Source organism: Streptomyces akebiae (assembly GCF_019599145.1).
Taxonomy (GTDB): domain Bacteria; phylum Actinomycetota; class Actinomycetes; order Streptomycetales; family Streptomycetaceae; genus Streptomyces; species Streptomyces akebiae.
Genome location: NZ_CP080647.1, coordinates 5,605,168 through 5,620,095 on the forward strand (window position 1 = coordinate 5,605,168; position 14,928 = coordinate 5,620,095).

13 protein-coding genes and 1 riboswitch are annotated in these 14,928 nt (G+C 70.9%); of the genes, 8 read left to right on the forward strand and 5 right to left on the reverse strand.

Annotated elements, in window-relative coordinates:
• Window positions 1-7: 7 nt before the first annotated feature.
• The 3 genes from K1J60_RS24190 to K1J60_RS24200 form a co-directional block, all read right to left on the reverse strand.
• On the reverse strand, window positions 8-934 hold the full coding sequence (locus K1J60_RS24190; protein ID WP_220648009.1) for a 1-phosphofructokinase: 927 nt from the start codon (window positions 932-934) through the stop codon (window positions 8-10).
• A gap of 162 nt (window positions 935-1,096) precedes the next feature.
• On the reverse strand, window positions 1,097-2,383 hold the full coding sequence (gene nagA / locus K1J60_RS24195) for an N-acetylglucosamine-6-phosphate deacetylase (RefSeq protein ID WP_220648010.1): 1,287 nt from the start codon (window positions 2,381-2,383) through the stop codon (window positions 1,097-1,099).
• On the reverse strand, window positions 2,383-3,378 hold the full coding sequence (locus K1J60_RS24200; RefSeq protein WP_220648011.1) for an ROK family protein: 996 nt from the start codon (window positions 3,376-3,378) through the stop codon (window positions 2,383-2,385). The genes nagA and K1J60_RS24200 overlap by 1 nt, the downstream gene beginning before the upstream one ends.
• Before the next feature lie 252 nt (window positions 3,379-3,630).
• On the opposite strand from K1J60_RS24200, the gene K1J60_RS24205 reads away from it, so the two are divergent.
• From K1J60_RS24205 to otsB, 3 genes are all read left to right on the forward strand, one after another.
• Window positions 3,631-4,878, forward strand: coding sequence for an ABC transporter substrate-binding protein (locus tag K1J60_RS24205; protein ID WP_259407893.1), 1,248 nt, complete (start codon window positions 3,631-3,633; stop codon window positions 4,876-4,878).
• Between the two features lie 166 nt (window positions 4,879-5,044).
• Window positions 5,045-5,272: a DUF3263 domain-containing protein gene (locus K1J60_RS24210; protein WP_033525960.1), complete on the forward strand. Its 228-nt coding sequence runs from the start codon at window positions 5,045-5,047 to the stop codon at window positions 5,270-5,272.
• A gap of 17 nt (window positions 5,273-5,289) precedes the next feature.
• Window positions 5,290-6,150: a trehalose-phosphatase gene (gene otsB / locus K1J60_RS24215; protein ID WP_220651658.1), complete on the forward strand. Its 861-nt coding sequence runs from the start codon at window positions 5,290-5,292 to the stop codon at window positions 6,148-6,150.
• Window positions 6,151-6,271: 121 nt separating this feature from the next.
• On the opposite strand, the gene K1J60_RS24220 is transcribed toward otsB, so the two are convergent.
• A complete protein-coding gene (locus tag K1J60_RS24220) occupies window positions 6,272-7,681 on the reverse strand; it encodes an alpha,alpha-trehalose-phosphate synthase (UDP-forming) (RefSeq protein ID WP_220648012.1) in 1,410 nt (469 codons plus the stop codon).
• A gap of 228 nt (window positions 7,682-7,909) precedes the next feature.
• Complete coding sequence (locus tag K1J60_RS24225; RefSeq protein WP_220648013.1) at window positions 7,910-8,854, reverse strand: glucosyl-3-phosphoglycerate synthase; 945 nt, start codon at window positions 8,852-8,854, stop codon at window positions 7,910-7,912.
• Between the two features lie 131 nt (window positions 8,855-8,985).
• A riboswitch (SAM riboswitch) is annotated at window positions 8,986-9,143 on the forward strand.
• Between the two features lie 17 nt (window positions 9,144-9,160).
• On the opposite strand from K1J60_RS24225, the gene thrC reads away from it, so the two are divergent.
• The 5 genes from thrC to K1J60_RS24250 all read left to right on the forward strand — a co-directional run bounded on the left by thrC (window position 9,161) and on the right by K1J60_RS24250 (window position 14,900).
• Entirely contained in the window at window positions 9,161-10,447 is a 1,287-nt protein-coding gene (thrC, locus tag K1J60_RS24230; protein ID WP_220648014.1) for a threonine synthase, read from the forward strand.
• A gap of 119 nt (window positions 10,448-10,566) precedes the next feature.
• On the forward strand, window positions 10,567-10,842 hold the full coding sequence (locus K1J60_RS24235; RefSeq protein ID WP_033525955.1) for a ubiquitin-like small modifier protein 1: 276 nt from the start codon (window positions 10,567-10,569) through the stop codon (window positions 10,840-10,842).
• Between the two features lie 462 nt (window positions 10,843-11,304).
• Window positions 11,305-11,511, forward strand: a complete 207-nt coding sequence (locus K1J60_RS24240) for a cold-shock protein (RefSeq protein WP_005486335.1) — start codon at window positions 11,305-11,307, stop codon at window positions 11,509-11,511.
• 378 nt (window positions 11,512-11,889) lie between these two features.
• The gene (gene groL, locus K1J60_RS24245) at window positions 11,890-13,512 is read left to right on the forward strand and encodes a chaperonin GroEL (RefSeq protein WP_220648015.1); all 1,623 of its coding nucleotides are present in this window, start codon (window positions 11,890-11,892) and stop codon (window positions 13,510-13,512) included.
• Between the two features lie 236 nt (window positions 13,513-13,748).
• Complete coding sequence (locus K1J60_RS24250; protein ID WP_220648016.1) at window positions 13,749-14,900, forward strand: NADH:flavin oxidoreductase; 1,152 nt, start codon at window positions 13,749-13,751, stop codon at window positions 14,898-14,900.
• The last annotated feature ends 28 nt before the right edge of the window (window positions 14,901-14,928 follow it).

A 14,928-nucleotide genomic window follows, 5' to 3' on the forward strand; every position in this document is an offset into this window, starting at 1 on the left:
CGAAGCCTCACGCCGCCGTGACCTCCCCCGTCACCGCCACCTGCCCCACCAGCTCCTCGTACGCCTGACGGTCGAACTCGCCCGCCACCGGCGTCAGCACGGTCGCGGCCGACAGGGCCACCGCGCGGGCCAGGCGGTCGGGCCAGGGGAGGCGGTCGACCAGGCCCGACAGGAGGCCCGCCACCGCAGAGTCGCCGGCCCCGGTCGGGTTGCCGCGCAGACGGCGGGGCGGGGTGGCACGCCAGTGGCCCTCGGGGGTGTGGGCGAGGAGACCGTCCGGGCCGAGGGAGGCGACGACCGCCTGCGCGCCGCGGCGGCGGGCGTCCCGGGTCGCGCGGGACGGCTCGTGGGAGCCGGTGAGTTCCGCCAGTTCGTCGGTGTTCGGCTTCACCATGTCGGGTCGGGCCGCCACCCCGCGACGCAACGGCTCGCCGCTGGTGTCCAGCAGGACCGGCACGGACAGCGTGCGGGCCGTACGGACCAGGCCCGCGTACGCGCCCACCGGTACCCCCGGCGGCAGACTGCCGCACAGGGCCACCACCGAGGCGGAGCGCAGCAGATCGGCGTACGCCTCCTGGAAGGCGGACCACTCGGCGGGCGTGACGAGCGGGCCCGGTTCGTTGAGCTGGGTCGTGTTCCCGCTCGCGTCGGCCACGGCGATCGTCCGGCGTGTCGCGCCCTCCACCGGCACCAGCGCGTCCACGACGCCCGGTGTGTGCGTGAGCCGGTCCTGCACGGCCCGGCCGGTCGCGCCGCCGACGAAACCGGTGACCGTCACCTCGTGGCCGAGGGCCGCGAGCACCCGGGCCACGTTCAGGCCCTTGCCGCCGGGCCGTTCGGTGACCTCGGTCACCCGGTGCGTGGCGTGGGTCCTGAGGTCCCGTACGCGGTAGGTGATGTCGAGAGCGGTGTTCAGTGTGACCGTGAGGATCACCTGGGCCTACCCCCTTGGTGCTCGTGAGCGCGCCTGCCGAGTATCAGAGTGCGCTCGCCCGGACGCGGTTGCGGAGGCTCGATCATGCCAAAAGTGCGGCGGTCGGCCCAGCCCCCCGGGACAACCGCCGCACTCTTCGCCCTCCGTCAACAACCAGACGAATCAGCCCAGTTGAGGATCGACCACCCACTCGCCCCTGCGCAGTACCCCCTGGAGCTCGAAGTCCGCGTCGAGGAGGACGAGGTCGGCGTCCTTGCCGGGCTCCAGGGAGCCGACGCGGTCGTAGAGGCCGAGGAGTTTCGCCGGGTTGGCGGAGAGGGCGGCGACGGCGTCCTCGACGGGGAGGCGGTCCACGGTGACGGCCCGTTTGAAGGCGCGGTCCTGGGTGAGGGTCGAGCCCGCGATCGAGCCGCCCTCCACCAGACGGGCCACACCGTCCACGACCTCGACCGCCAGCGGGCCGAGCGTGTAGAGGCCGTCGCCGAAGCCGGCCGCGTCCATGGCGTCGGTGATGAACGCGACCCGCTCGGCGCCCGCGTGACGGAACGCCAGCTGGAGGGCGGCGGGGTGGAGATGGGTGCCGTCGTTGATCAGCTCGACGGTGATCCGCTCGTCCTCCAGGAGCGCGGCGATCGGGCCGGGCTCGCGGTGGCCGAGCGGCGGCATCGCGTTGAAGAGGTGGGTGGCCACGGTCGCGCCCGCGTCGATGGCCTGAACCGTCTGCTCGTACGTCGCGTCCGTGTGTCCGATCGCCGCGATGACGCCGTGTTCGGCGAGGAGGCGCACGGAGTCGAGGCCGCCGGGGAGTTCGGTGGCGAGGGTGACCATGGCGGCCCGGCCGCGCGCCGCGTCGATCAGCTTGCGGACCTCCGCCGGGTCGGGGTCGCGGAGCAGTTCCTCCGAGTGGGCGCCCTTGCGGCAGGGGGAGATGAAGGGGCCCTCGAAGTGGATGCCGGCGATGTCGCCCTGTTCGGCGAGTTCGGAGAGCAGGCCGGCGCGGTGGGCGAGTCCGTCCATGTCGTCGGTGACCGTGGAGGCGACGAGGGTGGTGGTGCCGTGGAGGCGGTGGGTGCGGATGCCTGTCAGTACGTCGTCGACGGTGCCGGAGGTGAAGGAGGCTCCGCCGCCACCGTGGTTGTGGAGGTCGATGAAGCCGGGGACCAGCCAGTGGCCGCGGACGTCGATGGTGTGGGCGTTCTCGGGGGCGCTTTCGGTGATCTTGGTGCCGTCGATGGTGAGACGGGCGTTTTTCACGGTGCCGGTGGGGAGGACGACGTTGGCGCCTTCGAGGACGTACGGCTGCGATGGGTTCGGCGACCGCGGGTGTGTGGGGGCTGGTCGCGCGGTTCCCCGCGCCCCTGAAGGGGTGCTGTCGGAACCGGCGTCAGGACGCGCGGCCCCTGACGGGGCGCTCCTGTCGGACCCGGTGCCGGAAAGTGTGGGGGCCATCAGGTGGTTACCTCCGAAGGGGCCGTGGGGTCCGTGGGGTGTGTGGGGGCGAGGAGGTCCCAGGCCATCAGGCCGGCACCGAGGCTGCCCGCGGTGTCGCCCAGGGCGGCGGGGACGATGGTGGGGACCTTCTGGAAGGTCACCCGGTGTTCCACGGCGGTGCGCAGAGGGGCGAACAGGGTGTCACCGGCCTCCGCCAGGCCGCCGCCGATGATGAGGGTGCGGGGGTCGAGGAGGGTGAGGGCGGTGACGAGGCCGTCGGCGAGGGCGTCGACGGCGTGCTGCCAGACGGCGCTCGCGCGCGGGTCGCCCGACTCGACGGCCTTGGCGCAGTCCGCCGCGTCGGCCTCGGGTTCCCCGCAGGCCTCCGCCCAGGCCTGGCTGACGGCCGCCGCCGAGGCGTACCGCTCCAGACAGCCGTACTGCCCGCAGGGGCACGGGATGCCGCCGGGGCGTACGACGATGTGGCCGATCTCGCCCGCGAAGCCGTGGGCGCCCGCCTCCACCCGGCCGTCGACGCCTATCGCACCGGCGATGCCGGTGCCCAGCGCCACGAAGAGATAGCGGTCGGCTCCCCGGCCCGCGCCCACGCGCCCCTCCGCGAGCCCTCCGGTGCGCACGTCGTGGCCGAGGGCGACCGGGATGCCGCCGAGGCGCTCGGCGAGGAGCGCGCGCAGCGGGACGTCACGCCAGCCGAGGTTGGCGGCGTAGACGGCTGTGCCCCGCTCGGAGTCGACGATGCCGGGCACGGCGACCCCGGCGGCGACCGCGGGTTCGCCGAAGTGCCGCACGCCGTACGCGCGCAGCTCGGCGGCGAAGTCGAGGATCGACGCGACGACGGCCTCCGGCCCGCGCTCGCGACCGGTCGCCAGGCGCGCCTGGTGCAGCAGGACGGGGGCGCCGGGGGGTGCTTCCCCGGCGGGCGCGGTGCCGGCCCCGACCAGTGCGGCCTTCATCCCGGTGCCGCCCACATCGAGGGCGATGACATGTCTCACGGAGGACAGTGTGGCCCTTCTACCCGCGAGAGGTCTAGTCCACTTACATGGTCTAGACCTCATGGGAGAGTGTGGTGTAGACCTTATGGAGAGTTCGAGAAGTTGAGTGATCAACGGCCTTGGGCGCGGAGCCGGTGATCCAGGCTGTTCCACGCGGGGCATGTGCGATGGGTTGGGGCAGGACGAGTGCGACAGCGACAGCGGCGGACGAAGACGGGCGTCAGGAACAGCGGGAACAGCAGGAACAGTGGGATGGCGGCACTGTCCGCGCTGGGGCTGATGGCGACGCTCGCGGGCTGCGGTGCCTCGGCGGCCGACGGCCCCGGCGTCACCCTGACGCTGGTCGCCGCCGACTACGGCGACTCCAAGGCCAACAGCTCCCGGAAGTACTGGGACGCGGTCGTGAAGGCGTACGAGAAGAGGACCCCGGGCGTCACGGTCGATGTCACCGTCCACTCCTGGAACGACGTCGACCGCGAGATCAGGGAGATGGTCGCCGCCGGCGAGGCGCCCGACATGGCGCAGGCGGGTACCTACGCGGACTACGCCTCCGCCGACCGGCTCTACGAGGTGGACGACCTGCTCTCCATCCCCGTCCAGGCCGGTTTCCTCCCCCAGCTCGCCAACGCGGGCAAGGTGCGGCGCGTCGCCTACGGGATGCCGTTCGCCGCGTCCACCCGCGTCCTCTTCTACAACAAGAAGCTCTTCGCCGAGGCGGGCCTCGACGACGCCCCGCGCAGCTGGAGCGAGCTGGCGGCCGACGCGGCGGCCCTCGACCAGGCCGGGGTCCGGACCGCGTACGCGCTGCCGCTCGGGCCCGAGGAGGCCCAGGCCGAGACCATGCAGTGGCTGCTCAGCGGCGGGGCCGGCTACACCGACAACGTCGGCACCTACCGGATCGACTCCGACGAGAACGTCCGGACCTTCACCTGGCTCAAGGACAAGCTGGTCGACAAGGGGCTCACGGGGCCCACCGCGCCGGCGGAGCTCAACCGGGCCGACGCGTTCGCGGCGTTCGCGCGCGGGGAGGTGGGCATGCTCAACGGGCATCCCACCCTGATGCGGATGGCCGCCGCCGAGGGAGTCGACTACGGGACGGCGCCCATGCCGGGGTACGACGGGCGACGCCACGCCACGATGGGCGTTGCCGACTGGATGATGGCCTTCAAACAGAACGGGCACGGGGAGGAGATCGGTGACTTCCTCGACTTCGTCTACAGCGACGAGAACGTGCTCGACTTCTCCCGGGAGTACGACCTGCTGCCGGTGACCGCGTCCGCGTCCGAGGAGATGGCGGCGGACCCGGACGACGTGGACCTCCACCCCTTCCTCGACGCGCTTCCCGACGCCGCGTTGCCGCCCGTGGGCAAGACGTCCTGGGCGGATGTCAGCGCGGCGGTCAAGAAGCAGATCGGGCGGGCGGTGCGGCCGGGGGCGAAGCCCGGGGTCGTGCTGGAGCAGCTGCAGCAGACGGCGAGTGCGGCGGATCGCGAGGATTAGGGCGCCTCGGGGATGGGGGTGCGTGGTTCGCCGGCGGGTGCGGGTCCGGTGGGGCTTCTCGCGCAGTTCCCCGCGCCCCCGAAAAAGCAGCTGCCGTGCGCCCCGTGCTTCTCAGGGGCGCACGGCAGTCAGGCGCCCTGTCACACCCGTCCGCTACGGTCGTCCCATGGACGCGCTCGAACCCCGTGAACAGGCCATCCTCGCCGTGGAGCGGCAGGGGTGGGCGGGGCCGGGGGCCAAGGAGCGGGCCATAAGAGAGCGGCTCGGGATCGCACCCGTGCGGTACTACCAGCTGCTCAACGCCCTGCTCGACGACCCGCGCGCCCTCGCCCACGACCCGGTCACGGTCAACCGGCTGCGAAGGGTGAGAGAGGCCCGCCGGGAGGAGAGATGACGGATAGGGTCGACGCCATGGGCAGCCACAAGGACGCAGAGAACCACCAGGCCACCTTGCCGACACCCGTGACCTCCGCCGGGCGGGCCGCGCTGGACGCGATCCTCGAACGACCCGGCCGCACGGTGATCGCCCTCGACTTCGACGGCACCCTCGCCCCCATCGTCCCCGACCCCGAACAGGCCCGCGCCCACCCCGACGCGGTCGCCGCCCTCGCCGCGCTCGCCCCCAAGGTCGCCTCCGTCGCCGTGGTGACCGGCCGCCCCGCCTCCGTCGCCGTCCGCCACGGCGGCTTCGCCGGCGTCCCCGGCCTGGAACACCTCGTGGTCCTCGGCCACTACGGCGCCGAACGCTGGGACGCCGTCACCGGCACCGTCAGCGCCCCCGCCCCGCACCCCGGTGTCGCCGCGGTCCGCGCGGAGCTCCCCGGCCTGCTGGACCGTGTCGGTGCCCGGCAGGGCACCTGGATCGAGGAGAAGGGCCGCGCGGTCGCCGTCCACACCCGCCGCGCCACCGACCCCCAGGCCGCCTTCGAAGCCCTGCGCGCCCCGCTGGCCGACCTCGCCGACCGCCACGGCCTCATCGTCGAACCCGGCCGCCTGGTCCTCGAACTCCGGCCCCCGGGCATGGACAAGGGCGTCGCCCTCCGCGATCACCTCGCGGAGACCGCCGCCGAGTCCGTCCTCTACGCCGGGGACGACCTCGGCGACCTCCCCGCCTTCGCCACCATCGAGAAACTCCGCACCGAGGGCACCCCGGGCCTGCTGGTGTGCAGCGGCAGCACGGAGGTCACGGAGCTGTCGGAGCGGGCGGACCTGGTCGTCGACGGCCCGGCGGGGGTCGTAGGCCTGCTGGCGGCGATCGCCGAGCGCGTATAGGCAGGGGGCGCCCGGCTCTTTCAGGGGCGAGGGGGCGCCCCAGCTCTTTCAGGGGCGCGGGGAACCGCGCGAGCAACCACGACGGGCCTGCACTCGCCAACGAACCCGAACCCCCGAGCTACTAGGCGCCCTCCAACGCCCTCAACTGGTCCAGGAACCACTGCGTGGGCGGCAGCGCCGTGGCCGCCCCGGCAAGCCGCTTCGTCCGTTCCGCCCGCTCGGCCGGCGGCAGGGACAGCGCCTCGTGCAGGGCGGCAGCCGTAGCGACCACGTCGTACGGGTTCACCACCATCGAGTCGTCCCCCAGCTCCTCGTACGCCCCGGCCTCCCGCGACAGCACGAGCGCGCACCCCTCGTCGGAGACGACCGGCACCTCCTTGGCGACGAGGTTCATGCCGTCCCGGATGGGGTTCACCAGGGCCACGTCGGCGAGCCGGTACGCCGCCAGGGAACGGGCGAAGTCGTCCTTGAGGTGGAGGACGACCGGCGTCCAATCCGGCGTGCCGTACCGTTCGTTGATGTCGTCCGCGACCCGCTGGACCTCGGCCATGTAGTCCCGGTACACCGCGAGGTCCTGCCGCGACGGGTAGGCGAGGGCGAGGTGGACGACGCGCTCGCGCCAGGTCGGGCGGTCGTCGAGGAGCTGCCGGTAGGCGTGCAGGCCGCGCACGATGTTCTTGGAGAGTTCCGTGCGGTCGACGCGGACGACGGCGCGGCGCGGGGTGCCGTCGGGAGCCGTACCGATCTGCTCCCGCAGCGCGGCCATGCGGTCGTCGACGTCCGCCTCGTGGGCGCGGGCCCGCAGGAAGTCCGCGTCGGCGCCCAGGCCGTGCACGCCGATCCGGGTGCCGGAGAGGGCGTCGGGGCCGAGGACGGCGCGAGCGCACTCGCTGAACGCGTCCGCCCACCGCCGGGTGAGGAACGCGGCGCGGTCGGCGCCGAGGATGCCGTCGAGCACCTGGGCGGCGACGTCGTCGGGCAGCAGCCGGAAGTAGTCGACGGGTGCCCACGGGGTGTGGGAGAAGTGCCCGATCCGCAGGTCGGGGCGGAGGTCGCGGAGCATCCGGGGGACCAGGGTCAGGTGGTAGTCCTGGACGAGTACGGACGCGCCGTCCGCCGCCTCCTGGGCGAGCGCCTCGGCGAAGGCCCGGTTGTACGTCTCGTACGACGCCCACTGGCGCCGGAACTCCGCGTCGAAGGACGGTTCCAGCGGGGTCTGGTAGAGCATGTGGTGCACGAACCACAGCGTGGAGTTGGCGACGCCGTTGTACGCGGCGTGGTGCACGTCGGCGGGGATGTCGAGCATGCGGACCCCGGGCTCGCCGACACCGCGGCGTACGGCCTCGCGGTCGCCGTCGCCGAGGGCGGAGCACACCCAGACGGCGCCCGCCTCCGAGTCGATCGCGGAGAGCCCCGAGACGAGGCCGCCACCGCCACGCTTCGCTGTGAGGGCGCCGGATTCGTCCTCGGTGTACGTGATGGGGCCCCGGTTGGAGGCGACGAGGATCCGCGCGCTGTGCGTCGATGCCATACGGCTCAACCTAGCCCTTGGGTTCGCCGGTCAAACGTACGGTTCGGCCGAGTACCGGGTGACTGGTGGGGTGGGGGGTGCCTGTTCGGTGGTCGGGTGCGGGTGAGTGGGGGCTTGTCGCGCAGTTCCCCGCGCCCCTGAAAAGCAGGGGCTGCGCCCCGAGCTTTTCAGGGGCGCGAGAAGCCCCACTCACCCGCACCCGCCGACGAAAGAGGCACCCCCACCTCCTCAAGCGGCCTTTCGCTCCGCGTACTCCCCTATCTCCACCATCGGCGGCCGTTCCTCCAGGTCCACCGAGTACGTGCGCGGCTCGAACCCTTCCCGTCCCCGCTCGAACTGCGTCAGCACCGGCCGGATCAGGTGACCCCGGGCCAGCCGCAGCTGGGCGGTGCGATAGATCGCCGCGGACATGCGGCCCAGCGCCGCCCCGTCCTGGTGGCGGTGTTTGCGGACGCCCACGTCGACCTGGGCGAGCGCGTCGAGGCCGACCAGGTGCAGTGCGTCGACCAGCATGCCCAGCTCGATGCCGTAGCCCACCGGGAAGGGCAGCCGCTCCAGCAGCGAGCGCCGGGCGGCGTACTCGCCGCCGAGCGGCTGGACGAAGCCGGCCAGCTGGGGCCAGTGCATGTTGAGCAGGGGGCGGGCCATGAGTTCCGTCACACGGCCGCCCTGGCCGGCGGCGGATCCGAGGGGGCGGTCGTACATCGCCTTGACGAGGTCGACACCGGGGTCGGTGAGCAGCGGGCCGACGATCCCGGAGACGAAGTCCGACGAGAACTCCTTGAGGTCCGCGTCGATGAAGCAGACGATGTCGCCGGACGTCACCAGCAACGACCGCCACAGGACCTCGCCCTTGCCGGGCACGGCCGGGACGCGGGGCAGGATGTCGTCACGGTGGACGACCCTGGCTCCGGCGGCCGCCGCGACCTGGGACGTCCGGTCGGTGGACCCGGAGTCGACGACCACGATCTCGTCGACGAGCGGCACCTGCCGCATCAGGTCGTGGCGGATGATCGCGACGATGTCGCCGACCGTTGCCTCTTCGTTCAGCGCGGGCAGGACGACGCTGACCGTCTGCCCCGTGGCTCGTTTCGCGGCCATGATCCGGTGGAGCGGGCGGTCGGCCATGGACCAGGAGCGGGTACTCAGCCAGCGCTCGACTTCCTTCAGCACAGTGCGCGGCTCCTCTGCGTTCATCTCGCGGTTCGGACGGCTCTCTCAACTGTCCTGGCCTTCGGTTACAGTCTTGGACAACGCTGGTGACCATCGCATGTCGCGGCTCGTCGGCGTATACAACCAAATACCGCTCATCCAGAGGGGCAGAGGGATACGGCCCGATGAAGCCCCGGCAACCCTCCAGCCGGTCTCGTGGCGATCACCGTCGATCGCAACCGCGAGGCTCCCGGCTAGGGAAGGTGCCAAATCCGTCTCACGGCGAAGTGCGTCGTGAGGAAGATGAGGAGAAAGGGCCTCGCCTCCATGGCTGCGCAGACAGTTGCAAGCACCACCGACTCCACAGTAGACCTCGGCCCCGCCGCCGCACTGAGCTGCCGTGAATGCGGTCACCGCGTATCCCTCGGGCCGGTCTTCGCCTGCGAGGAGTGTTTCGGGCCCCTGGAGATCGCGTACGACTACTCCGCCTACGAAACGGACGAGCTGCGCAAGCGGATCGAGTCCGGTCCCGCGAACATCTGGCGGTACGCGCCGCTCCTGCCCGTCCCGGCGGACGTGGCCACCAAGCCGAACATCAACCCCGGCTGGACCCAGCTCGTCAAGGCCGACAACCTGGCCGCCGCGCTCGGTGTCGACGCCGGCAAGCTCTTCGTCAAGGACGACTCCGGCAACCCGACGCACTCCTTCAAGGACCGGGTCGTCGCCCAGGCCCTGGAGGCGGCCCGCGCCTTCGGCTTCACCACCCTGTCCTGCTCCTCCACGGGCAACCTGGCCGGTGCCGTCGGCGCCGCCGCCGCCCGCGCCGGCTTCCGGTCCTGCGTGTTCATCCCGCACGACCTGGAGCAGGGCAAGGTCGTCATGGCCGCGATCTACGGCGGCGAGCTCGTCGGCATCGAAGGCAACTACGACGACGTGAACCGCTTCTGTTCCGAGCTGATCGGCGACCCGGCCGGTGAGGGCTGGGGCTTCGTCAACGTCAACCTGCGGCCGTACTACGCGGAGGGGTCGAAGACGCTCGCGTACGAGATCTGCGAGCAGCTCGGCTGGCAGCTCCCGGACCAGCTGGTCGTGCCGATCGCCTCCGGGTCGCAGCTCACGAAGATCGACAAGGGTCTGCAGGAGCTGATCAAGCTCGGGCTCGTCGAGGACAAGCCCTACAAGATCTTCGGCGCGCAGGCCGAGGGGTGTTCGCCGGTGTCGGTGGCCTTCAAGGCCGGACACGACGTGGTGCGCCCCCAGAAGCCGAACACCATCGCCAAGTCGCTCGCGATCGGCAACCCGGCGGACGGGCCGTATGTGCTGGACATCGCGCGGCGGACCGGCGGGGCCGTGGAGGACGTGACGGACGAGCAGGTCGTCGACGCGATCAAGCTGCTGGCGCGGACCGAGGGGATCTTCGCGGAGACCGCGGGCGGGGTGACCGTCGGAGTGACGAAGAAGCTGATCGAGGACGGCGTTCTCGACCCGACGCTGACCACGGTCGTGCTCAACACCGGGGACGGCCTGAAGACGCTGGACGCGGTGGCCGGGACCGGACTCACCGCGACCATTCGGCCCAACCTCGATTCGTTCCGTGCGGCCGGTCTCGCGTAAGGGCTGCCAGTCGTTCGTCCGCGGGTCCGTGGGGGCTGGTCGCGCCCACGCGGCGGTAGCCGCCCATTGAGCACGGTCCCGCCCCCCAACTCTTCTGCACCGACCGGAGGTCACAAGTCATGAGCGTCAACGTCCGCATTCCGACCATCCTTCGCACCTACACCGGGGGCCAGGCCGAGGTGAGTGCCGAAGGGGCGACCCTCGGCGAGGTCATCGCCGATCTGGAGAAGAACCACAACGGGATCGCCGCCCGGGTGCTCGACGATCAGGGCAAGTTGCGGCGTTTCGTGAATGTGTACGTGAATGACGACGATGTCCGGTTCGAGCAGGGCCTGGAGACGGCCACGCCGGACGGTGCGGGTGTGTCGATCATTCCCGCGGTCGCCGGTGGCTGACCGCCGCGCCGTACCGGTCGGTAGTAACCGTCGGTAACTTTGATTACCGAGAGTTCATCGAATTGCCCCCTCCGTGAGAGAAGCGGAGGGGGCAATTCTCTATGGTTGAGCACTGTAGAGTTGGGGAACCCGGTCCGATCGCCGTAGTGATTCCTTGCCGGTCGCATATTTGATCGCGCCGCACGCCCTATATGAAGTAGCCAAAGTGTGCAGGCCTTTTGCGTATTTCGTTCCTTTTGTGGGGCCCGACTTGCCCTGAATTCGGGCGAATTGTTCGTACATTCCCGACCGGTCGTGTCCAGAATTCTCGTCCGATTGACCTGTTGCAGAGGGCAGTTGGACAGATACATTCGGCCGCGGTCGACGCGTTCCGGCGCACACCCCCAACCGTTGGGGGGTGAGGTCTGACCCGGATCCGCGAAGTGTGGATCTGTGCAAGGGCCAGTAATAGGGGAGTTAGGCATGGCTCAGGGCACCGTCAAGTGGTTCAACGCGGAGAAGGGGTACGGCTTCATCGCGGTCGACGGTGGTGCGGATGTTTTCGTCCACTACAGCGCGATCCAGATGGACGGTTACCGCACCCTGGAAGAGGGCCAGCGGGTCGAGTTCGAGATCTCGCAGGGTCAGAAGGGGCCGCAGGCGGACATGGTCCGACTGGCGGCCGGCTGAAGTACGCGCCGGGTTCAACGCAGCGACGTTCTTCGTTCTTCATGGGAGGGCTCGCACCCCGTTTCGGGGTGCGAGCCCTCTCGTGTGTGGGGCCGCCGGCCCGGCAGGCGCACGGGCTGATCCGGGCCGCGGCGTGGGTCTGTCGACGGGGCGCGCGGGGGCGCGTTCACCTGCGGATCATCGAGAGCCGCTTGCACTCGGCATGGTCGAGTGCTAATCATTGGCGTTAGCACTCTGAAGGTGAGAGTGACAACGAGGACCGGGTCGGTGAGGCCCGCAGGCCGGGTGGGGCAAGGAACCACGAGGCAGGCAGGCCGTCCGTCGCGGGCGCCAGCGCGGTCCGGAGCAATCCACCCCAGTCCGGGAGGACCACTTCACATGGCCAAGATCATCGCGTTCGACGAGGAGGCGCGGCGCGGCCTCGAGCGCGGCATGAACCAGCTCGCGGACGCCGTCAAGGTGACGCTCGGCCCCAAGGGCCGGAACGTCGTCCTCGAGAAGAAGTGGGGCGCCCCCACGATCACCAACGATGGTGTCTCCATCGCCAAGGAGATCGAGCTCGAGGACCCGTACGAGAAGATCGGCGCCGAGCTGGTCAAGGAAGTCGCCAAGAAGACGGACGACGTCGCCGGTGACGGTACGACCACCGCGACCGTCCTCGCCCAGGCCCTGGTCAAGGAAGGCCTGCGCAACGTAGCCGCCGGCGCCAACCCGATGGCCCTCAAGCGCGGTATCGAGAAGGCCGTCGAGGCCGTCTCCGGTGCCCTGCTCGACCAGGCCAAGGAGGTCGAGACCAAGGAGCAGATCGCCTCCACGGCCTCCATCTCCGCCGCCGACACCCAGATCGGCGAGCTCATCGCCGAGGCCATGGACAAGGTCGGCAAGGAAGGCGTCATCACCGTCGAGGAGTCGCAGACCTTCGGTCTGGAGCTCGAGCTCACCGAGGGCATGCGCTTCGACAAGGGCTACATCTCGGCGTACTTCGCGACCGACATGGAGCGCATGGAGGCGGTCCTGGAGGACCCCTACATCCTCATCGCCAACTCCAAGGTCAGCAACGTCAAGGACCTGCTCCCGCTCCTGGAGAAGGTCATGCAGTCGGGCAAGCCGCTGCTGATCATCGCCGAGGACGTCGAGGGCGAGGCCCTGTCGACCCTGGTCGTCAACAAGATCCGTGGCACCTTCAAGTCCGTCGCCGTCAAGGCCCCGGGCTTCGGTGACCGCCGCAAGGCCATGCTCGGCGACATCGCCATCCTCACGGGCGGCGAGGTCATCTCCGAGGAGGTCGGCCTCAAGCTGGAGAACGCGACCCTGGACCTCCTGGGCCGCGCCCGCAAGGTCGTCATCACCAAGGACGAGACCACCATCGTCGACGGCTCCGGTGACACGGACCAGGTCGCCGGCCGGGTCAACCAGATCCGCGCCGAGATCGAGAACAGCGACTCGGACTACGACCGCGAGAAGCTCCAGGAGCGCCTGGCGAAGCTCGCGGGCGGCGTGGCCGTCATCAAGGCCGGTGCCGCGACCGAGGTGGAGCTCAAGGAGCGCAAGCACCGCATCGAGGACGCCGTTCGCAACGCGAAGGCGGCCGTCGAGGAGGGCATCGTCGCCGGTGGTGGCGTGGCCCTGCTGCAGGCCTCCCAGGTCTTCGAGAAGCTGGAGCTGGAGGGTGACGAGGCGACCGGCGCCAACGCCGTGAAGCTCGCGCTGGAGGCCCCGCTCAAGCAGATCGCCGTCAACGGTGGTCTCGAGGGTGGCGTCGTCGTGGAGAAGGTCCGCAACCTCCAGGTCGGCCACGGCCTCAACGCCGCGACCGGTGAGTACGTCGACATGATCGCCTCCGGCATCATCGACCCGGCGAAGGTCACGCGCTCTGCCCTGCAGAACGCCGCCTCCATCGCCGCGCTCTTCCTCACCACCGAGGCCGTCATCGCCGACAAGCCGGAGAAGTCCGCCGCGCCCGCCGGCGGCGGCATGCCGGGCGGTGACATGGACTTCTGATCGACCCCGGTCGATCACCGTCCTTCGCACCGAGGGCGGCACCCCCTGGAGACAGGGGGTGCCGCCCTCGGGCGTTTCCGGCACGTCGCGGGCCGGAAACGTGGTGTGCTCGGGGTCACAGTGGACGCGGGAGCGGGGGCGGAATCCTGTGGCCGGTCGTGTGGTTGTGCGGAGAGGCGCGCGCTATATGCGTGCGCATGGAATTCATTCCGCTCTCCCCCTCAAGGAGTCCCCACGTGACCACCGCCTCCACCGCCCCCACCGCTTCCGCCACTGGCTCCACGTCCCGCGCCGCCGAGGTGCTGTCCCGGCCCGTCACGATCAACGGGCTGACCGTGCCGAACCGGATCGCGATGGCGCCGATGACGCGGGTGTTCTCGCCCGGTGGGGTGCCGGGGGCGGATGTGGCCTCGTACTACGGGCGGCGGGCCGCCGCGGGGGTCGGGCTGATCGTGACCGAGGGGACGTACGTCGGGCACGAGACGGCGGGGGATCTCGACGGGGTGCCCCGGTTCGCCGGTGAGGAGCAGCTCGCGGGGTGGGCGAAGGTCGCGGAGGCCGTGCACGCCGGGGGCGGCACGATCGTGCCGCAGCTGTGGCACATCGGGACCGTCCGGCAGCAGGGCAAGCTCTTCCCGGACGCCCCCGTGTTCGGCCCCTCCGGTCTGCGGGTCGACGGCACCGAGGCGGCAGGCGGCCGGGCCATGACCCAGGCCGACATCGACGAGGTCATCGCGGCCTTCGCCAAGTCCGCCGCCGAGGCGGAGCGCATCGGCATGGACGGCGTCGAGATCCACGGGGCCCACGGCTACCTCGTCGACCAGTTCCTCTGGGAGCGCACCAACCGCCGTACGGACGCCTACGGCGGTGACCCGGTCGCCCGGACGAAGTTCGCGGCGGAGATCGTGGCGGCCGTGCGGGACTCCGTGTCCGCCGACTTCCCCGTCATCTTCCGCTACTCGCAGTGGAAGCAGGAGGCGTACGACGCGCGTCTCGCCGAGACGCCGCAGGAACTGGAGGCGGTGCTGAACCCGCTGGTGGCGGCCGGTGTCGACGCGTTCCACGCGTCCACGCGCCGCTACTGGCAGGCGGAGTTCGAGGGCTCGGAGCTGAACCTCGCGGGCTGGACGAAGAAGCTCACCGGCAAGCCCACCATCACGGTGGGCTCGGTCGGTCTGGACGGGGAGTTCCTCGCCGCGTTCGCCGGCGAGGAGGCGACGACGAAGGGGATCGACGACCTGCTGGACGGTCTGGAGGCCGAGGAGTTCGACCTCGTCGCCGTGGGCCGTGCGCTGCTCCAGGACCCCGAGTGGGCGGCGAAGGTGCTCGGCGGCCGCTTCGACGAGCTGAAGACGTTCGAGCCGTCGGCGCTGGGGTCGCTCAGCTGAGTCGCCCCCCGCGCCGGGCTCGTGCCGG

Bases quoted from the DNA above. Each gene is read 5' to 3' on its own strand.
- groL (WP_220648015.1), top strand. From the start codon at position 11,890: ATGGCCAAGATCATCGCGTTCGACGAGGAGGCGCGGCGCGGCCTCGAG.
- otsB (WP_220651658.1), top strand. From the start codon at position 5,290: ATGGGCAGCCACAAGGACGCAGAGAACCACCAGGCCACCTTGCCGACA.
- thrC (WP_220648014.1), top strand. From the start codon at position 9,161: ATGGCTGCGCAGACAGTTGCAAGCACCACCGACTCCACAGTAGACCTC.
- K1J60_RS24235 (WP_033525955.1), top strand. From the start codon at position 10,567: ATGAGCGTCAACGTCCGCATTCCGACCATCCTTCGCACCTACACCGGG.
- K1J60_RS24240 (WP_005486335.1), top strand. From the start codon at position 11,305: ATGGCTCAGGGCACCGTCAAGTGGTTCAACGCGGAGAAGGGGTACGGC.
- K1J60_RS24210 (WP_033525960.1), top strand. From the start codon at position 5,045: ATGGACGCGCTCGAACCCCGTGAACAGGCCATCCTCGCCGTGGAGCGG.
- K1J60_RS24220 (WP_220648012.1), bottom strand. From the start codon at position 7,681: ATGGCATCGACGCACAGCGCGCGGATCCTCGTCGCCTCCAACCGGGGC.
- nagA (WP_220648010.1), bottom strand. From the start codon at position 2,383: ATGGCCCCCACACTTTCCGGCACCGGGTCCGACAGGAGCGCCCCGTCA.
- K1J60_RS24205 (WP_259407893.1), top strand. From the start codon at position 3,631: ATGGCGGCACTGTCCGCGCTGGGGCTGATGGCGACGCTCGCGGGCTGC.